Consider the following 17,445-nt stretch of genomic DNA (forward strand, 5'->3'; position numbering starts at 1 on the left):
CAAGCTGTGAGCACCAACGACAGCACGTACGCGCCGTTCCCGGGCCACCCGGGGGCGGCGCGCCGCGTATCCGACCGCCTGCCGGTCTTCCCGTGGGACAAGCTCGAACCGTACAAGCGCACCGCCGAGGCCCACCCGGACGGGCTGTGCGACTTCTCCGTCGGCACCCCGGTCGACCCGGTGCCCGAGCTGATCCGGCAGGCGCTGGCCGCGAACACCGACACGCCCGGCTACCCGACCGTGTGGGGCCCGCTGGAGCTGCGCGGCGCCGTCGCCGGCTGGCTGAACCGCCGCTGCGGCGCCGAGATCGGCCCCGAGGCGGTCCTGCCGACCGTCGGCTCCAAGGAGCTGGTGGCCTGGCTGCCCGGCCAGCTCGGCCTCGGCCCCGGCGACCAGGTCGCCTACCCCCGGCTCGCCTACCCCACCTACGAGGTCGGGGCGCTGCTCTGCGGCGCCGAGCCGGTCGCGTACGACGACGTGGACGAGCTGGACGGCTCCAGGGTCCGGCTGCTGTGGCTGAACTCCCCGTCCAACCCGACCGGCCGGGTGCTGGACGCCGCCGAGCTGCGGCGCGCCGTCGAGTGGGCCCGGGCGCACCGGGTGCTGCTGGTCAGCGACGAGTGCTACCTCGAACTCGGCTGGGACGCCGAGCCGGTGTCGGTGCTCAACCCCGCGGTGTGCGGCGGTTCGCACGAGGGGCTGCTGGCCGTCCACTCGCTCTCCAAGCGGTCCAACCTGGCCGGCTACCGGGCGTCCTTCGCGGCCGGTGACCCGGTGGTGGTCCGCGAGCTGCTCGAGGTGCGCAAGCACGGCGGCATGATCGTGCCCGCGCCGGTGCAGGCGGCCACCGCGGCCGCGCTCGCCGACGACGCGCACGTCGCCGAGCAGCGGGCCCGGTACGCCCAGCGGCGCTCCGCGCTGCGGGCCGCGCTGGAGGCGTACGGCTTCCGGATCGAGCACTCCGAGGCGAGCCTGTACCTGTGGGCGACCCAGGACCGGCCGTGCTGGGAGACCGTCGCGGAACTCGCCGAGCTGGGCATCCTGGTCGCCCCCGGCGACTTCTACGGCCCGGCCGGCGACCGGTTCGTCCGGGTGGCGTTCACCGCCACCGACGAGCGGGTGGCCGCGGCGGTGGAGCGGCTCAAGCGCTGACGGCGCGTCAGGGTGTGTGGAAGGGGCGGAGCCTGGTGGCTCCGCCCCTTTCCGGTGCGGCGCGGGATCAGCCGCCGATCGGCAGACCGCCGCCCAGCAGGCCGCCGACCGGGCCGAGGGCGCCGGTCAGGGTGCCGAGCGGGCCGCCGCCGCCCAGCGAGGGCATCCCGCCGAGGCGGTTGGCGGAGTCGTGCTCGGCCAGGCCGGCCACGGTGCCCGCGATCGGCAGCGACTGGACGGCGCCGGTCACCGGGCCGAGCTTGTCGGCGGCCGGCAGGCCCTGGGTGAGCTTGTCGGCGGGCAGGCCCTTGGCGACGGTGCCGAGCGGGCTGGCGCTGGCCTTGTGGGTGGCCGGGATGACCTTGTCGGTGACGGCCGGGCCGACCTTCTCCTCGACCGCCGGGGCGAGCCGGTCGGCGACCGTGCCGAGCGAGTCGGTGAGCCGGCCGGCCTTGCCGACCGGGCCCAGCTTGCCGAGCGCGTCGTCGGTGGAGGGCAGGCTGTGCGCCAGGGTGTTGCCGGCCGCGTCGCCGGCCGCCGGGCCGCCCGCCGCCAGGGTCGCGGCACCGGTGGTGCCGACCATCTGGCCGAGCTCGTGGGTCGCTCCCTGCATCGCGTCGCCCGAGTTGGGCACGTCGGCCAGCTTGGTCACGCCGGCGCCCAGGTCGGTCTGCGGCACCACCTCGGTGGCGGAGGCGGTGCCCGCGGCGAGCGCCATCGGCGCCGCGGTCGCGGCGACGGCGAGCGCGGCCTGGGCGATCCGGCGCGAGAGGGGGAGGGACATGGTGCTCCTAAGAGGTGAGGTCTACGGGCCCGCCGGGCAGACGACCTGACTTGCGGTCGGACCGCCCCGCGGACGACGTGTATGACCGCTAGAGCACCTGGAAGGTTTCGGCCGGTCAAGGTCAAGCGTCGGCAAAGATCAGACGATCCTTTTTCGGGCAACCCGGATATTCCGACCCGTCGGGAAGCGCTGAAGAACCGTCACTCCGCTTGCCGCGACTGGGCTGCGGCGGTCTCGCCGGGAGCCGCCCGCCACCCGGCGCGCCAGGGTCCGCGCCGTCAGGTCCGGTTGACGAGAATCACCCGGCAGGCGGTAACCCGTGCACCAGTGCGTCAACGGAGCGAACCGGCGCGCGGCCTCACTTCGAGGCCGGCGCGCCCAGCGTCACCAGCACCCGGTCGGACGGCGCGCCCGCCAGCGGCTTCCAGCCGTCGCGCGGCCGGTCCATCCGCCACACCTTGCCGTCGAACGCCACCGCGCCGATCCCCAGGTCCGCCGCCCGGGCCACCGACCAGTGCGCCAGCGCCCAGCCGGTCTGCTTCGCGCCGCCGCCGCCCGCCGTGCTCGCGGTGGCCTGCGGGGTGAGCGCCAGCACCTCGCGCGGGTCCTTCGCCGCCTTCGGGCCGGCCGCCACCGCGACCGCCTTGCCGAACTCCCGGCGCACCCGCTCCGACACCCCCGAGGGTGGCGCCGCACCGGCCGGCGAGGCCGTGGCGGACGCGCCGGACGGCGACGCCCCCGGGGCGGGCAGCGCGTGCACCACGCAGTCCAGCGCACCCGGCTCACGGCCCGTCAGCACCGAGGCCACCAGCATCGCGTCGTTCTCGTGCTTGGCGTACGCCTGCGGGTAGCCGCTCTTCTGCACCTGCTGGGCGGCGTCGGTCAGCGGCATCTGCGCGTAGCCGTTCACCTTGACCAGCGCGTCCAGGAACTTGTTGGTCGCGTACACCGGGTCCATGATCTGGTCGACCGTGCCCCAGCCCTGCGAGGGGCGCTGCTGGAACAGGCCCACCGAGTCCCGGTCGCCGCCCTCCAGGTTGCGCAGCTTCGACTCCTGCATCGCGGTGGCCAGCGCGATGGTCACCGCGCGCTCCGGCAGCCCGCGGGACATCGCCACCGCGGTGATGGTCGCCGCGTTCGCCGCGGCCGGCAGCTCCAGCGTCCCGGAGCCCGCGGCGGTGGCGATCTTGCACTGCTCGTCGGGGACCGAGATCTTGTCCCGGTTCAGCCACACCACCAGGGCGCCGACCACGGCCAGCGCCAGCACGCCGACCAGCACCCGTCGCCACGGCCGCCGCCGACGCGCCCCGCCCGCGGCGTTCCCGTCGTTACCGGCGTACTCGGCCACCGTGGCCCCTCTCCCTCGTGCGACGCGACCGTCCTGTGCCCGGCGCGCTCCGTTCGCGGACACCGTAACCGCTCGGACGGCCGTACGGGTCCGCGCGGTTGCGCGCCCGCCTCCGGGGGCGTCCGGCGCCTCGATAAGGTGACCGCCATGAGCAGCCCGATCGAGCCCCTCGACCTCACCCTCGACGGCGGCACGCTGACCGCCCGCCTCGTCGACTTCCCCTCCGTCAGCGGCGACGAGGCCGCCCTCGCCGACGCGGTCGAGGCCGCGCTCCGGGCCTACCCGCACCTCACCGTCGACCGGTTCGGCAACAACGTGGTGGCCCGGACCCAGCTCGGCCGCGCCGAGCGGGTGGTGCTCGCCGGGCACCTGGACACCGTGCCGATCGCCGACAACCTGCCCTCCCGGGTCGAGGGGGACCTGCTCTACGGCTGCGGCACCTCCGACATGAAGTCCGGCGTCGCCGTGCAGCTGCGGCTCGCCGCCACCGTCACCGAGCCCAACCGGGACCTCACCTTCGTCTTCTACGACTGCGAGGAGGTCGAGGCCTACCGCAACGGCCTCGGCCGCCTGGTCGAGACCCACCCCGACTGGATCGCCGCCGACTTCGCGGTCCTGATGGAGCCCAGCGGCGCCGTCGTCGAGGGCGGCTGCCAGGGCAGCCTGCGCGCCGACATCGTGCTCACCGGCACCCGCGCCCACGCCGCCCGCAGCTGGCTCGGCGACAACGCCATCCACAAGGCCGCCGACGTGCTGCGCCGACTCGCCGAGTACCAGTCGCGCCGGGTGGTCATCGACGGGCTGGAGTACCGCGAGGGCCTGAACGCCACCCGGATCGCGGGCGGCGTGGCCGGCAACGTCATCCCCGACGAGTGCCGGATCCACGTCAACTTCCGCTACGCGCCCGACCGCAGCGTCGAGGAGGCGAAGGCCCACCTGCACGAGGTCTTCGACGGCTACGAGCTCGACCTGGTCGACGTCTCGCCCGCCGCCCTGCCCGGCCTGTCCCAGCCCGCCGCCCAGGCCTTCCTGGCCGCGGTCGGCGGCGAACCGCGGGCCAAGTTCGGCTGGACCGACGTGGCCCGGTTCTCCGCGCTCGGCGTCCCCGCGGTCAACTACGGCCCCGGCGACCCGAACCTGGCGCACAAGCGGGACGAGTACTGCTCGCTCAGCGCGATCGCCGACGTCGAGAAGCGGCTGCGCGACTGGCTGACCCGATAGGCCGCTTCGGCTTTTCCCGGTGTTCCCCGGAAAGTTGCCTCGTCAGGCGTAGGGTTTCGTCATGACAGCCAACGGAGATGAGCCGTACTACGGACACGGTCCGGAAGAAGTCTCCGCGCCCGCGCGCAAGAAGCCGTGGCCGGAGAAGCGCAAGGGCCCGGTGCTGCTGCGCCGAGACCAGGTCGAGACCAGCACCACCGACCAGCGGCTGCTGGACACCACGGGACCCACGGACTGGTTGCACACCGATCCGTGGCGGGTCCTGCGGATCACCTCGGAGTTCGTCGAGGGCTTCGGCGCGCTGGCCGAACTCCCGTCCGCCGTCAGCGTCTTCGGCTCCGCCCGGACCCCGGTGGACTCCCCGGAGTACGCCGCGGGCGTGGCGATCGGCCGGGCCCTCGCCGAGGCCGGCTACGCGGTGATCACCGGCGGCGGCCCCGGCGCGATGGAGGCCGCCAACCGCGGCGCCTCCGAGGCGGGCGGCCTGAGCGTCGGCCTCGGCATCGAGCTGCCGTTCGAGCAGGGGCTGAACGAGTTCGTCGACCTCGGGCTGAACTTCCGGTACTTCTTCGTCCGCAAGACGATGTTCGTGAAGTACGCGCAGGGCTTCGTGGTCCTCCCCGGCGGCCTCGGCACGCTGGACGAGCTGTTCGAGGCGCTCACCCTGGTGCAGACGAAGAAGGTCACCCGGTTCCCGGTGATCCTGTTCGGCACCGACTACTGGGGCGGCCTGGTGGAGTGGCTGAAGTCCACCCTGGTCGCCCAGGGCAAGGCCGCCCCGCAGGACCTGGAGTTGTTCCACGTCACCGACGACATCGCCGACGTGCTGAAGATCCTGGACGCCAGCCGCGCGCCCAAGGGCACGCCCGCGTAACGCCGCCGACCGGGCGTCAGGCCGCTACGCCAGCCCCCGGCGGGCCACCGCCGGGGGACGGGTGCCGCGGATCGACGCCACCATGTCGAGCACCTGCCGGGTCTCCGCCACCTGGTGCACCCGGTAGACCTGCGCGCCCAGCCAGGCCGAGACCGCGGTGGTCGCCAGGGTGCCCAGCAGCCGCTCGTGCACCGGCTTGTCCAGCGTCTCGCCGACGAAGTCCTTGTTGGAGAGCGAGACCAGCACCGGGTACCCGGTCGCGGTCATCTCCGGCAGCCGGCGGGTGGCCTCCAGCGAGTGCCGGGTGTTCTTCCCGAAGTCGTGGCCCGGGTCGATGATCAGACCGTCCCGGCGCACGCCCAGCTCCAGCGCCCGCTCGGCCAGCCCGACGGTCACCCGCAGGATGTCCGCCATCACGTCCTCGTACCCCACCCGGTGCGGACGGGTCCGCGGCTCCGCACCGCCCGCGTGCGTGCACACCAGCCCCGCGCCGTACCGGCCCGCGACCTCCGCCAGCTTCGGGTCCCAGCCGCCCCAGGCGTCGTTCAGCAGGTCCGCGCCGACCTCGCAGACCGCCTCGCCGACCTCGTGCCGCCAGGTGTCCACGCTGATCACCACGTCCGGGTGGCGCTTGCGGAGCTCGGCCACGAACGGGACGGTGCGGCGCAGCTCCTCCTCCACCCCGACCTCCTCGCCGGGCCCGGCCTTCACGCCGCCGATGTCCAGGATCGCCGCGCCCTCGGCCACCGCGCGGTCCGCCGCGGCGAACGCGGCCTCGTCCGCGAAGGTCGCACCCTGGTCGAAGAAGGAGTCCGGAGTGCGGTTCACGATGGCCATGATGACCGGTTCGTCCGGACCGAACTCCCGCGTGCCGAGGCGTAGTGCCACCGGTGTCTCCTCCTCCGCGCCCCCGGGTGCAATGATGGGCCCCGGCCTACTGGGGACCATGATCCCACCTTGGTCCCGCCCATGGCCGATGCCGACCGGCAACTGACCGGGAACTGACGGAGGACAGCTCGTGTTCTGGGTGATCGTGGTTGCGATGGCCGTGGTCGTCGGCGGCGCCGCGCTGGTGGCGTTGGGTGGCGGCGGTTCCCTCCCCGAGGCGGAACACGACCGGCTCTCCGCCCGTCTCCCGCAGGACCGTGCGCTCAGCCGCACCGACGTCGACGAGCTCCGCCTGCCGATGGCGCTGCGCGGCTACCGGATGGACGAGGTGGACGACGTCCTCGACCGGCTCGGCGCCGAGCTCGCCCTCCGGGACGAGCGGATCGCCGAACTCGAGGCGGTCGGCGCGGTACGCGGCTCCGTCGAGGCGTCCGGCGTGGCCGGGGGCGAGCCGCTGCCCGGGCTGGAGTCGTTCACCGCGGTGCTCGAGAAGCCGGGCACGCCCGCTCCGGCGGCGGCCGAGGCCGACGAGGACGAGAAGAGCGACCGGACGTGAGTGGCGCGGTGCTCGGCGCCGACGGGCTGCGACGGTGCGGGTGGGGGGACTCGACGGACGACTACCGGGTCTACCACGACACCGAGTGGGGCCGGCCGGTGCACGGGGACCAGCCGCTCTTCGAACGCATCTCGCTGGAGGCCTTCCAGTCCGGCCTCTCCTGGATCACGATCCTGCGCCGCCGGGAGGGCTTCCGGGCCGCGTTCGCGGGCTTCTCGATCGAGGCGGTGGCGCGGTTCGGCCCGGCCGACGTCGAGCGGCTGCTCGGCGACGCGGGGATCATCCGGAACCGCGCGAAGATCGAGGCGACCATCGCCAACGCCCGGGCCGCGATCGAACTCGGCGTCGGGCTGGACGAGTTGGTGTGGCGCCACGCGGGCGACCCGGCCCGTCCGGCACCCGCGACGCTCGCGGACGTGCCGGCGGTGACCCCGGAGTCGACGGCACTGGCCAAGGACCTGAAGAAGAACGGGTTCCGCTTCGTCGGGCCGACCACGGCCTACGCCCTGATGCAGGCCTGCGGACTGGTCAACGACCACCTGGCCGACTGCCACGCCCGGTAGCCCGCGCCCCTCGCGGGACGCGGCGCTCCGTCCGGTGCCCCAGGGCGGGTCTTCCGGATCACGCCGGGCGGGCGCCGTGATCCGGAAGACCCGCCCTAGCGGCCCACGAAGTCCGGCTTGCGCTTCGCGAGGAAGGCGTCGACGGCGATCTGGTGGTCCTCGCTGTTGCCGGCCAGGGTCTGGAGTTCGTCCTCCTTGTCCAGCAGCTCGTCCAGGGAGTGCGAGGCGCCGTAGGCCAGCGACTCCTTGATCGCGCCGTAGGCGACGGTCGGACCGTTGGCCAGGGTGAGGGCGAACTCGTGCGCGGTGGCGGCGAGTTCGGCACCAGGGACGATGCGGGTGGCGAGGCCGAGGGTGAGCGCCTCGTCGGCGCGGACGGTGCGGGGGAGCATCAGCAGCTCGGTGGCCCGGGCGTGGCCGACCAGCCGGGGGAGGGTCCAGGAGGCGCCGGAGTCCGCGGTGAGGGCGACGCCCGCGAAGGACGTGTTGAAGCCCGCGGTGTCGGCGAGGATCCGGAAGTCGCAGGCGAAGGCGAGCGACGCGCCCGCGCCCGCGGCGATGCCGTTGACCGCGGCGACGGTCGGCTTGCGCATCCCGGCCAGGGCGCGGACCAGCGGGTTGTAGTGCTCGGCGACGGTGCGCAGGGCGCCTTCGCCGGTCTCCTGCTGGTGCTTGAGCAGGCCGAGGTGCTCCTTGAGGTCCTGGCCGACGCAGAAGGCCTTGTCGCCGGCGCCGGTGAGCAGCACGGCGCGGACCGAGGGGTCCTCGGCGGCGGTGGTGACGGCGTCCCGGAGGGCGACCTTGGTGGCGACGTCGAGGGCGTTCATGGCGTCGGCGCGGTCGATGGTGAGGACGGCGAGGGCGCCGTCGCGCTCGTAGCGCACGGTGTCGGACATGGGTGAGGGCTCCCGGGTCGCGGTGGGCTGCTGGGGGGCCGCCTGGGTGGTCGGCGGGCCCTGCGGGTCAGCATGCCGGAGGCGGGCGCGGCGGGGGAGTACCGTTCGGGCGAAGTGTGAGCTGCCGCACCCCGAGCAGGCGTGTCGGAGTGCGGCGCGGTGTCGCTTTCGGCAGGTAATCGACGCTTTGCGGCCGCTTGGAGCGGGTTGGCGCAGAGAGTGATGTTGGTCATCCAGCGGTCGCATGCGGGATAATGGCTTCCGATCAATGCGTTCGATGCCGGCGGTGGACGGACTGCCGGTGCGTACCTGAACGGTTGCAGGAAGGGGAACGAGCATGGCGGCCATGAAGCCGCGGACGGGTGACGGCCCGCTTGAGGTCACCAAAGAGGGGCGGGGCATCATCATGCGAGTTCCGCTCGAAGGGGGCGGGCGCCTGGTGGTGGAGCTGACGCCGGACGAGGCCGACGCGCTGGGCGAGGCGCTGAAGAAGGCCTGCGGCTGACCTCTGGCTGCTGCCCTCCACCTCCGCAGCCCGGAGGTGTGCGACGGGCCCGGATCCCACTCAGGGATCCGGGCCCGTTCCGCGTTCCCGCGGTGCTGTTCCGGCGGTGCGGGCCGGGGTTCCCGCGGTGCGGTCAGCGCTTGACCGCGCAGAGCAGGCCGTCGCTGACCGGCAGCAGTGCGGTCAGCAGCAGGTCGCTCTCCCGGATGTCGGCGACCAGTTCGCGGACCGCGTGGGTCTGCGGGTCGTCGACCAGGGGTTCGGCCAGTCGGCCCTCCTGGAAGACGCCTTCGAAGCAGACCATGCCGCCCGGGCGGAGCAGGCGCAGCGACTCGGCGAGGTAGAACCGCGACTCGGCCGGGTCGCCGTCGCAGAACACCAGGTCGTACTGGCCGTCGGCGAGCCGGGGGAGCACCTCGCGGGCGCGGCCGGGGATGAAGCGGGCGCGGTTGGCGGCGAAACCGGCAGCGAGGTAGGCCTCGCGGGCGTACTGCTGGCGGACCGGCTCGGAGTCGACGGTGGTGAGCACGCCGTCGGCCCGCATGCCGCGCAGCAGGTAGACGCCGGACACCCCGGTGCCGGTGCCGATCTCGGCGACCGCCTTGGCGTCGAGCGCGGCGGCGAGCAGCCGCAGCGCGGCGCCGCCGCTGGGGCCGATGGCGCGTATCCCGGTGCGGGCGGAGAGGGCCCGGGCGTAGGTCAGCACCGCGTCCTCGCCGACGTAGGTGTCGGCGAGCGCCGCTCGCTCGGGCCCGAACTCGGTGATGGCTGCCTCTTCCGGAGCGCAGGTGCCGACGGGGGAAGTCGACAATTCCAGCCGACAGACTACTGGCCGCCCGGGAACCGCGTTCGACGGCTGGCCGTTGTTCTTCCATGGGTGGCGCGGCCGCCCGCGGAGGCGGTTGTTCGACCGCTCTTATCCTGGCTTGACAGGTGAGGTGGATATGGTGGTGGCTCTGCTGGGCAGAAGAGCCGACCGAGGAGGTGTGGCCGAGGGCGACGTCCCTGTGCAGCGGCACTCCCGCGGCACCACGTCGGCCCGTACGCCGAAGCCCGTGATGAACCAGTCTGTGCACTCCCCCCTAGATGAGCCGACCGCAGCCGACGGCACGGCGCCCGAGGTCGCCGGCACGCTCGCGTCCTTCGCCGAGGGGCCTGACGCGCAGGGCTGGACGCCGCCCAGCTGGGAGGAGATCGTCGAGGCGCACAGCGCCCGGGTCTACCGCCTGGCCTACCGGCTGACGGGCAACCAGCACGACGCCGAGGACCTCACGCAGGAGGTCTTCGTGCGGGTGTTCCGCTCGCTCTCCACCTACACGCCCGGCACCTTCGAGGGCTGGCTGCACCGGATCACCACCAACCTGTTCCTGGACATGGTGCGCCGCCGCCAGCGGATCCGCTTCGACTCGCTCGCCGAGGACGCCGCGGAGCGCCTGGCCAGCCGCGAGCCCAGCCCGGCGCAGCACTTCAGCGACACCCACTTCGACGCGGACGTCCAGCAGGCGCTGGACACCCTGGCCCCGGAGTTCCGGGCCGCGGTGGTGCTCTGCGACATCGAGGGACTGTCGTACGAGGAGATCGCCGCCACCCTCGGGGTGAAGCTGGGCACCGTCCGCAGCCGGATCCACCGTGGCCGCTCGCACCTGCGGGCCGCCCTCAAGCACCGGGCGCCGAACACCGCCGAGGGCCGTTCCCGCCGTGGCGGGTCGGTCGAGCCCGTGCCGGTCGGCGCGGAGCCCGGCGGCAGCGACCGGAGGGGGTCATGAACGATCGCGCCCCCGAGCGCGCGGACGCCACCGGCCGCTCGCGGTGGGCACTCGCCCGCCGGGCCGAGCCGGCCCCGGCGGCGCCCGAGCTGCGCGCCGTGACGGTCCGTCCGGTCGAGCCGGCCGCCGAGGAGCACCATCTCGGCGACCGCCTCTCGGCGTACCTGGACGGCGAGTTGGGCCATGACGCCCGCGAGCGGGTGCAGGCCCACCTGGCCACCTGTCCGGACTGCCTGGCGGAGGCGGACGAGGCCCGCTCGGTCAAGCGGATGCTGACCGGCACCGGCACGCCCGGCCCGTCGGCGGCCCTGATGGCCCGTCTGATGGCCGTCGCCGCGCTGCCCGACGAGGACTCCGGTCCGGACGGCCCGGGCGCGTCCGGCGGGGTGTTCGGCGGCAGCCGGCTCACCGGCGGCTCGTTCGGCTCCGGCTCCGGTTTCGGCGGCGGGGCGCTCGGGGCGGAGGCCCCGATACCCGGGATCGATCCGCGGGCCGCCGGGCCGTTCGGCTCCCGGCCGGCCTTCGGGGCGCGCCGCCCGGCCGCGATGCCGCGTCCGCTGGCCGCCGCGCTCGGCGAGCTGCCCTCCGTCCGCCCGGCCGCGCCGCGCGGACGCCGCCTGGTGTTCGCCGCCGCCGGGGCGTTCTCGGTCGCCGCGGTCACCCTCGGCGGGGTCGGCGGCCTCCCCAACGGCCAGGCCGGCACCAACCGCCAGCCCACCACCATCACCCCGGTCGGCGGGGCGATCGTCCCGGTCAACGCCCAGCAGCCGGTCGACGTCCAGGACTACCCGATGCGCGCCGCCCGGCAGCAGGCCAGCCCGGCTCCGTCGCCCACCGGTGACCCGCGCCAACTGCTGCGCTAGCCTGCCCTCACCGGCCCGACCCGTTGGGACGGCGGTCGCCCGGGTGGTCTTCACCACGGCTTCATGAGCAGGAGGCCGCGGATCGGCCGCCCGCGTTTACTCTTGGTTCAGCGTTGTCGGGTGCTGGGGAGTTCAGGTGTTCGGAGACATAGGCGGACTGGAGGTCCTGACGATCCTCGTCATGGCCATCGTGATCTTCGGTCCGGACAAGCTTCCCAAGCTGATCCAGGACACCATGGCGCTGGTGCGCAAGCTGCGCTCCTTCGCGGACAGCGCCAAGCAGGACATCCGCAACGAGCTCGGCCCGGAGTTCCAGAACTTCGAGTTCGAGGACCTGCACCCGAAGACCTTCGTGCGCAAGCAGCTGCTCGGCGACAGCGAGGACCCGCTCGGGCTGAAGGACCTCAAGGACGGCGTCGACCTGAAGTCGGCGCTGAACGGGGAACCCGCACCGTCCTCGACGCCCACGCCCACCGCCTCGGTGGCCCCCGCCGACTTCATCAAGGTCGGCGCCGCGAGCCCGAGCCTGGCGGCCGGCGAGCGCCCCCCGTTCGACCCGGACGCCACCTGACGCGCCCCGCCCCGCACTCCGACGCCCCGCCCGAGCAGGCGGGGCGTTCGCGTTCCCGCCGCTATCGTTGCGACTACCTCCCAGGACGGCGGCACCCGTGCCGTCCGTCCGTGCCGTCGGTCACACCCGGCCGTGTCGGGCCCGGATTGCCGGACGGAGGGGCCGCGGTGCGCCACCATGGAGCCCCGCCCGTGGCAGGAGCGCACAGCCGAGGAGACCCGCAGTGGACGCCACGCACAACACCGGAGGCACCGTCACCACGCGCCCGGTGGGAGCCCAGGCCAAGCCGGCCGACCCGCTCGTCCCCTACCGGGCCGCCGACTTCCCCTGGTACGGCCTCGACGAGGGCTGGACCGGCCGCCGCTGGCTCGGCCAGGTCGGCACCGGCCAGCACCCGGGCAGCGTGGAGGGCGGCGTCCCCGACTACGGCACCCTCGGGCACGGCGACGAGCCCGCCCGGCAGCCCGACAGCCGCGACCACCGCCGCTTCGCCGTGGTGGTCACCGTCGCCCGCCGCCCCGGCCGCCGCAGCTCCGACAACACCGGCACCCTGGAAGCCACCTCCGCCTCCTCCGCCGCCTGGCTGGCCGGCGCCGGACTGCTCGCCGCCACCTGGCCCGGCAACCTCGACCGCACGCTGCGCCAGAACTGGCTCGACCAGCAGACCGCCCTCGCCTGGGACCTCGCCGACGACCTCGAAGGGTCCGCCTGGTCCTCCCTCACCCTCCCCGTCAACGGCCTCCCGCAGCCCTTCCGCTACCGCGAGTCCGAGTACGGCTGGGTGCTTGCCGGCGAGGCCCCCGGCGTCCTGATCGGCGCCTACGGCCGCTCGGTCTCCGCGTACGGCGTCGGCTTCACGGCGGTCTCCGACCTCGCGGCGTACGACGGGCGCTGAGACCTGCCGGGGCCGGTGCAGCTGGTACGGCTGGTACGGAGGTCGGCTAGAGGTCGGTGCAGACGTAGGAGCCGTCGTCCTGGGCGGAGATCCGGCTGCCGTCGCAGGCGAGCATCGGGGCCAGCACCGTCATCCGGAAGACGCCGAAGGCCGGCAACGGCACGGCGACCGCGGCGACCGCGATGCGGCGGGCCCGGCCGCCCGCGCGCAGCGCGAGGACGGCGCCGGCGAGCAGCATCAGCAGACCCGGGACCAGGAGCAGCACGGCCGGCCCGGCGGCGTTGTCCTGGAAACCAGGATGGGTCTGCATCGGGCCCTCCAGCTCCAGTGTGAAAGCCGCGCTGAGGAGCATGACCGGGGCCGAGATTCCCACCAGGGCCAGGCCAAGGGATCCTTGTGCTCGTCTGTCCATGCCGAGTGGACGGCGTCCCCACCCGCCCCGGTTCCGGAGTCCGCCCGTGCAGATCTCGCTCGCCACCGCCCCCGGCACCGCCCACCCCAACGAGGACTACGCGCTCGCCGGGCCCGACACCGTGCTGGTCCTCGACGGCGCCGGGCTGCCCGAGGGCACCCCCACCGGCTGCGTGCACGGGGTGGGGTGGTTCGTCCGGTCGCTCGGCGTGCGGCTGCTGCGCCACGCCGCCGAGCGGGACGCAGAACTGACGGAGTGTCTGGCCGACGCGCTCGCGGAGACGGCCGGGCTGCACGCGGGCGGCTGCGACCTCGGCGACCCGATGACGCCGAGCGCCACCGTCGCGGTGGTGCGGCGGCGCGGCGAGCGGCTGGAGTGGCTGGTGCTGGCCGACTCCACCGTCCTGCTCGACCTGGCGGACGGCCTGCGGGTGGTCGCCGACCACCGGGTCTCCGAGGTGACGACACGTCAACGTTTTGAACTGGCAGGGCGGTTGGAAGGTCTGCCGGCCGGCGAGCGGCGTGCCCTGCTCACCGCCGCCCAGCGCGAGGCGATGAACACCTCCGACGGCTACTGGGTCGCCGCCGCCAACCCGGACGCCGCCGCCCACGCCCGCACCGGCAGCGCCCCCTGGACCGACCTCCGGCACGCCGCCCTGCTCACCGACGGCGCCGCCCGCCCCGTCGACGACTTCGCCACCGACGACTGGCCCGGCCTGCTCACCCTCCTCCGCGAGGCCGGCCCACAGGCCCTCATCGACCACACCCGCGCCCTCGAACGCACCGACCCGCACCACCACCGCTGGCCCCGCACCAAGACCCACGACGACGCCACGGCCGCCTTCCTGACCCCGTGACCGGGCCACCGGACCAGGCGTGCGCGCACATGCGACGGCCCCGGGACACACGTCCCGGGGCCGTCGGCGGGTGGATCAGAACTTGTTCTTCGGGGTGAGGCCGAGGGAGAGGCCGGAGAGGCCGCGCTGGCGGCCGGAGAGCTTGCCGGCGATGGTGCGGAGGGCGGCGGCGGCGGGGGATTCGGGGGTGGAGAGGACGACCGGGCGGCCGTCGTCGCCGCCCTCGCGGAGGCGGACGTCGATCGGGATGGAGCCGAGGACGGGGACGGTGGCGCCGACGGTGCGGGTGAGGGCGTCGGCGACGGTCTGGCCGCCGCCGGTGCCGAAGACGTCGATCATCTCGTCGCAGTGCGGGCAGGGCATGCCCGACATGTTCTCGATCACGCCGACGATCTTCTGGTGGGTCTGCAGCGCGATCGTGCCGGCCCGCTCGGCGACCTCCGCGGCGGCCATCTGCGGGGTGGTGACGATCAGGATCTCGGCGTTGGGGACCAGCTGGGCGACCGAGATGGCGATGTCGCCGGTGCCCGGCGGCAGGTCGAGCAGCAGGACGTCGAGGTCGCCCCAGTAGACGTCGGCGAGGAACTGCTGCAGGGCGCGGTGCAGCATCGGTCCGCGCCACACGACGGGCGCGTTGCCCGGGGTGAACATGCCGATCGAGATGACCTTCACGCCGTTCGCGGACGGCGGCATGATCATGTCCTGGACCTGGGTGGGCCGGCCCTCGACGCCCAGCATCCGGGGGATGCTGTGGCCGTAGATGTCGGCGTCGACCACGGCGACCTTCAGGCCGTCGGCGGCCAGCGCGGCCGCCAGGTTGACCGTCACCGAGGACTTGCCGACGCCGCCCTTGCCGGAGGCGACCGCGTAGACCCGGGTCAGGGTGCCGGGCTTGGCGAACGGGATCTCCCGCTCGGGCGCGCCGCCGCGCAGCAGCGTGGACAGCTCGCGGCGCTGCTCCTCGCTCATCACGTCGAGCTCGACGGCCACCGAGGTGACCCCCGGGACGCGGGAGACCGCGTCGGTGACCCGCTGGGTGATCGTCTCGCGCATCGGACAGCCCGAGACGGTCAGGTACACCGCGACCTGCACCGCGCCGCCGTCGCCGATCTCGACGGATTTCACCATGCCGATGTCGGTGATCGGGCGGTTGATCTCCGGATCGTGGACGGTCGCCAGGGCCTCGCGGACGGACTGCTCCGTCACCCCGGCCGCCACCTCTGTCTCGTTGGCCATGTGTTGATGGTACGGCGCGGCGCGCCGCGCCCGACTCGCCGGTAGCGTGCCGCCGGTCACAACCTGTCGGCGGACTCCCGGAGGTCCTCGATCTCCTTGAGCAGCGACTGCAGTTCGGAGCGGATGAAGTCGCGGGTCGCCACCTCGCCCAGGCCCTGGCGCAGCGCCGCGACCTCGCGGGTGAGGTACTCGGTGTCGGCGATGTTGCGGTCGCTGCGGGCCCGGTCCTGCTCCATGTTGACGCGGTCGCGGTCGTCTTGGCGGTTCTGCGCGAGCAGGATCAGCGGGGCGGCGTACGAGGCCTGCAGGGAGAGCATCAGGGTGAGGAAGATGAACGGGTAGTCGTCGAAGTGCACGGTGTCCGGCAGCAGGGTGTTCCACACCACCCACGCCACGATGACCACCGACATCCAGACGATGAAGCGGCCGGTGCCGAGGAAGCGGGCGATCCGCTCGGACAGCTTGCCGAACGCCTCCGGGTCCCAGGCGGGCAGCGTGATCAGGCCGGGGCGGGCGGTGCGCGGCTGGTCCAGGCGGGAGCGGGCGGGGCCGGACGGCGCGCGTTCCTCGCGGCGGTCGCGATCCCGGCCGCGTTCGCGGGAGCGCAGTTCGCGCAGCTGGCGGAGTTCCCGCAGCTCGCCCTGGAGGCGCTGGCGCGGCGTCTCCTCGCGCTTCTTGCGGTCACTGTCCACCGGGTACTCCGCTCGTCTCGTCGTCCGGCACGTCGCCGCGGGCGGCGATGCCGTGCACCGCGCCCTCGCGCCAGTCCTCGGGCAGCAGGTGGTCGAGCACGTCGTCGACGGTGACCGCGCCGAGCAGGTGGTCGCCCTCGTCGACCACGGCGGCGGCCACCATGTTGTACGTCGCCAGGTAGCTGGTGATCAGCGGCAGCGGGGTGTTCGGCGGCAGCGGGTCGAGGTCGTCGTCGACCAGCGCGCCGACCAGGGTGAACGGCGGCTCCCGGAGCAGGCGTTGGAAGTGCACGGTGCCGAGGTAGGTGCCGGTCGGGGTCTCGTTGGGCGGCCGGCAGACGTACACCTGGGCGGCCAGCGCGGGCTTGGTGTCGGCGATCCGCACCCGGGCCAGTGCCTCGGCGACGGTCGCGTCCGGCTCCAGCACGATCGGCTCGGTGGTCATCAGGCCGCCCGCGGTGTCCTCCTCGTAGGAGAGCAGGCGGCGCATCTCCTCGGCGTCCTCCGGCTCCATCAGGCGCAGCAGCCGTTCGGCGTCCTCGGCGGGCAGGTCGGAGAGCAGGTCGGCGGCGTCGTCCGGGTCCATCGCCTCCAGGATGTCGGCGGCCCGTTCCTCCTGCAGCTTGCCGATGATCTCCACCTGGTCGTCCTCGGGCAGCTCCTCCAGGACGTCCGCCAGCCGGTCGTCGTCGAGGGCGGCGGCGACCTCGGCGCGGCGCTTGGACGACAGGTGGTGCATCACGTTGGCGAGGTCGGCGGGGCGCAGCTGCTCGAAGGTGGCGAGCAGGTTGGCGGCGCCCTGGCCCTCCTCGGTGAGCGAGAAGCCGGTGACGGCGGACCAGTCCAGCAGCAGCTGCTCGCCCTTGCCCTTGCGCAGCCGCCCGGGCCGGCCGACCTGGACGAAGACCCGGTCGATCTCCCACTCGCGCAGCCGGGTCTGCACCATGGCGACGTCCAGGACGGTCACCTCGTCCGCGGTCTTGGTGCGGGTGACGGTGCGGTCCAGCAGTTCGGCGAGGACCAGGGTCTCGGACGGGCGCTGCTCGAAGCGGCGCATGTTCAGCAGGCCGGTGCTCAGCACCTGCCCGGACTCCATGCTGGTCACCCGGGTCATCGGCAGGAAGATCCGGCGCCGCCCGATCACCTCGATCACCAGCCCCAGCACCCGCGGGGGCCGGCCGCCCAGCCGCAGCGTCACCACGACGTCCCGCACCCGCCCGACCTGGTCGCCGTTCGGGTCGAAGACGGCCACCCCGGAGAGGTGCGAGATGAACACCCGACTTCCCGGCCCCGCCACGGCAGCTCCTCCCAAAACGGACTTAACCCGACAAATCTAGCGGGCGGGGCGAGTGTGGAGCCTGCGGCTC

Annotated in this window: 20 protein-coding genes; 11 read left to right on the top strand and 9 right to left on the bottom strand. The window is 73.8% G+C overall.

What is annotated here, in order from left to right; genetic code table 11:
* Positions 1–6 precede the first annotated feature (6 nt).
* On the top strand, positions 7–1,152 hold the full coding sequence (dapC, locus tag ACWD4U_RS04250) for a succinyldiaminopimelate transaminase (RefSeq protein ID WP_363450217.1): 1,146 nt from the start codon (positions 7–9) through the stop codon (positions 1,150–1,152).
* Positions 1,153–1,219: 67 nt separating this feature from the next.
* Here the strand turns inward: dapC and ACWD4U_RS04255 are convergent, their stop codons facing one another.
* Positions 1,220–1,936, bottom strand: a complete 717-nt coding sequence (locus tag ACWD4U_RS04255) for a hypothetical protein (protein WP_363450214.1) — start codon at positions 1,934–1,936, stop codon at positions 1,220–1,222.
* Between the two features lie 358 nt (positions 1,937–2,294).
* Complete coding sequence (locus ACWD4U_RS04260; RefSeq protein WP_363450211.1) at positions 2,295–3,284, bottom strand: hypothetical protein; 990 nt, start codon at positions 3,282–3,284, stop codon at positions 2,295–2,297.
* Between the two features lie 147 nt (positions 3,285–3,431).
* On the opposite strand from ACWD4U_RS04260, the gene dapE reads away from it, so the two are divergent.
* Positions 3,432–4,505: a succinyl-diaminopimelate desuccinylase gene (dapE, locus tag ACWD4U_RS04265; protein WP_363450209.1), complete on the top strand. Its 1,074-nt coding sequence runs from the start codon at positions 3,432–3,434 to the stop codon at positions 4,503–4,505.
* Between the two features lie 61 nt (positions 4,506–4,566).
* On the top strand, positions 4,567–5,379 hold the full coding sequence (locus ACWD4U_RS04270) for an LOG family protein (RefSeq protein ID WP_363450207.1): 813 nt from the start codon (positions 4,567–4,569) through the stop codon (positions 5,377–5,379).
* Between the two features lie 24 nt (positions 5,380–5,403).
* Here the strand turns inward: ACWD4U_RS04270 and folP are convergent, their stop codons facing one another.
* Complete coding sequence (gene folP / locus ACWD4U_RS04275) at positions 5,404–6,216, bottom strand: dihydropteroate synthase (protein WP_363450286.1); 813 nt, start codon at positions 6,214–6,216, stop codon at positions 5,404–5,406.
* Between the two features lie 205 nt (positions 6,217–6,421).
* On the opposite strand from folP, the gene ACWD4U_RS04280 reads away from it, so the two are divergent.
* Together ACWD4U_RS04280 and ACWD4U_RS04285 are read left to right on the top strand one after the other, a co-directional pair.
* The gene (locus ACWD4U_RS04280) at positions 6,422–6,823 is read left to right on the top strand and encodes a DivIVA domain-containing protein (RefSeq protein ID WP_449787097.1); all 402 of its coding nucleotides are present in this window, start codon (positions 6,422–6,424) and stop codon (positions 6,821–6,823) included.
* A complete protein-coding gene (locus ACWD4U_RS04285) occupies positions 6,820–7,386 on the top strand; it encodes a DNA-3-methyladenine glycosylase I (protein ID WP_363450203.1) in 567 nt (188 codons plus the stop codon). Before ACWD4U_RS04280 ends, ACWD4U_RS04285 begins: the two co-directional genes overlap by 4 nt.
* 95 nt (positions 7,387–7,481) lie before the next feature.
* Here ACWD4U_RS04285 and ACWD4U_RS04290 read toward each other — a convergent pair whose 3' ends face one another.
* Positions 7,482–8,282 carry an enoyl-CoA hydratase/isomerase family protein gene (locus ACWD4U_RS04290; protein ID WP_363450201.1) on the bottom strand — a complete coding sequence of 267 codons (801 nt, stop codon included), beginning with the start codon at positions 8,280–8,282 and terminating at the stop codon, positions 7,482–7,484.
* 337 nt (positions 8,283–8,619) lie between these two features.
* Here ACWD4U_RS04290 and ACWD4U_RS04295 point away from each other — a divergent pair, with 337 nt between their 5' ends.
* Complete coding sequence (locus ACWD4U_RS04295; RefSeq protein ID WP_014137929.1) at positions 8,620–8,787, top strand: DUF3117 domain-containing protein; 168 nt, start codon at positions 8,620–8,622, stop codon at positions 8,785–8,787.
* 133 nt (positions 8,788–8,920) lie between these two features.
* On the opposite strand, the gene ACWD4U_RS04300 is transcribed toward ACWD4U_RS04295, so the two are convergent.
* Positions 8,921–9,598 (bottom strand): O-methyltransferase, encoded by a 678-nt coding sequence (locus tag ACWD4U_RS04300; protein WP_449787098.1) that lies wholly within the window; start codon positions 9,596–9,598, stop codon positions 8,921–8,923.
* 247 nt (positions 9,599–9,845) lie between these two features.
* On the opposite strand from ACWD4U_RS04300, the gene sigE reads away from it, so the two are divergent.
* From sigE to ACWD4U_RS04320, 4 genes are all read left to right on the top strand, one after another.
* A complete protein-coding gene (sigE, locus tag ACWD4U_RS04305; protein ID WP_449787099.1) occupies positions 9,846–10,553 on the top strand; it encodes an RNA polymerase sigma factor SigE in 708 nt (235 codons plus the stop codon).
* Positions 10,550–11,416 carry an anti-sigma factor gene (locus ACWD4U_RS04310; RefSeq protein ID WP_363450197.1) on the top strand — a complete coding sequence of 289 codons (867 nt, stop codon included), beginning with the start codon at positions 10,550–10,552 and terminating at the stop codon, positions 11,414–11,416. Before sigE ends, ACWD4U_RS04310 begins: the two co-directional genes overlap by 4 nt.
* 136 nt (positions 11,417–11,552) lie before the next feature.
* On the top strand, positions 11,553–11,987 hold the full coding sequence (locus tag ACWD4U_RS04315; RefSeq protein WP_363450195.1) for a sec-independent translocase: 435 nt from the start codon (positions 11,553–11,555) through the stop codon (positions 11,985–11,987).
* 223 nt (positions 11,988–12,210) lie between these two features.
* Positions 12,211–12,882: a hypothetical protein gene (locus ACWD4U_RS04320; protein WP_449787100.1), complete on the top strand. Its 672-nt coding sequence runs from the start codon at positions 12,211–12,213 to the stop codon at positions 12,880–12,882.
* Between the two features lie 46 nt (positions 12,883–12,928).
* Here ACWD4U_RS04320 and ACWD4U_RS04325 read toward each other — a convergent pair whose 3' ends face one another.
* On the bottom strand, positions 12,929–13,255 hold the full coding sequence (locus tag ACWD4U_RS04325) for a hypothetical protein (protein WP_449787101.1): 327 nt from the start codon (positions 13,253–13,255) through the stop codon (positions 12,929–12,931).
* An 85-nt stretch (positions 13,256–13,340) separates the two neighbouring features.
* Here ACWD4U_RS04325 and ACWD4U_RS04330 point away from each other — a divergent pair, with 85 nt between their 5' ends.
* Positions 13,341–14,150, top strand: a complete 810-nt coding sequence (locus tag ACWD4U_RS04330) for a protein phosphatase 2C domain-containing protein (RefSeq protein ID WP_363450191.1) — start codon at positions 13,341–13,343, stop codon at positions 14,148–14,150.
* Positions 14,151–14,225: 75 nt separating this feature from the next.
* Here ACWD4U_RS04330 and ACWD4U_RS04335 read toward each other — a convergent pair whose 3' ends face one another.
* Genes ACWD4U_RS04335 through ACWD4U_RS04345 form a run of 3 tightly spaced genes read right to left on the bottom strand, consistent with a single transcriptional unit; the run spans position 14,226 to position 17,375 of the window.
* A complete protein-coding gene (locus tag ACWD4U_RS04335; RefSeq protein ID WP_363450189.1) occupies positions 14,226–15,386 on the bottom strand; it encodes an Mrp/NBP35 family ATP-binding protein in 1,161 nt (386 codons plus the stop codon).
* A gap of 56 nt (positions 15,387–15,442) precedes the next feature.
* The gene (locus ACWD4U_RS04340) at positions 15,443–16,078 is read right to left on the bottom strand and encodes a DUF1003 domain-containing protein (RefSeq protein ID WP_363450187.1); all 636 of its coding nucleotides are present in this window, start codon (positions 16,076–16,078) and stop codon (positions 15,443–15,445) included.
* Positions 16,068–17,375, bottom strand: a complete 1,308-nt coding sequence (locus ACWD4U_RS04345) for a magnesium transporter MgtE N-terminal domain-containing protein (protein WP_363450185.1) — start codon at positions 17,373–17,375, stop codon at positions 16,068–16,070. The genes ACWD4U_RS04340 and ACWD4U_RS04345 overlap by 11 nt, the downstream gene beginning before the upstream one ends.
* Between the last annotated feature and the right edge of the window lie 70 nt (positions 17,376–17,445).

Source organism: Kitasatospora sp. NPDC002522 (assembly GCF_053595195.1).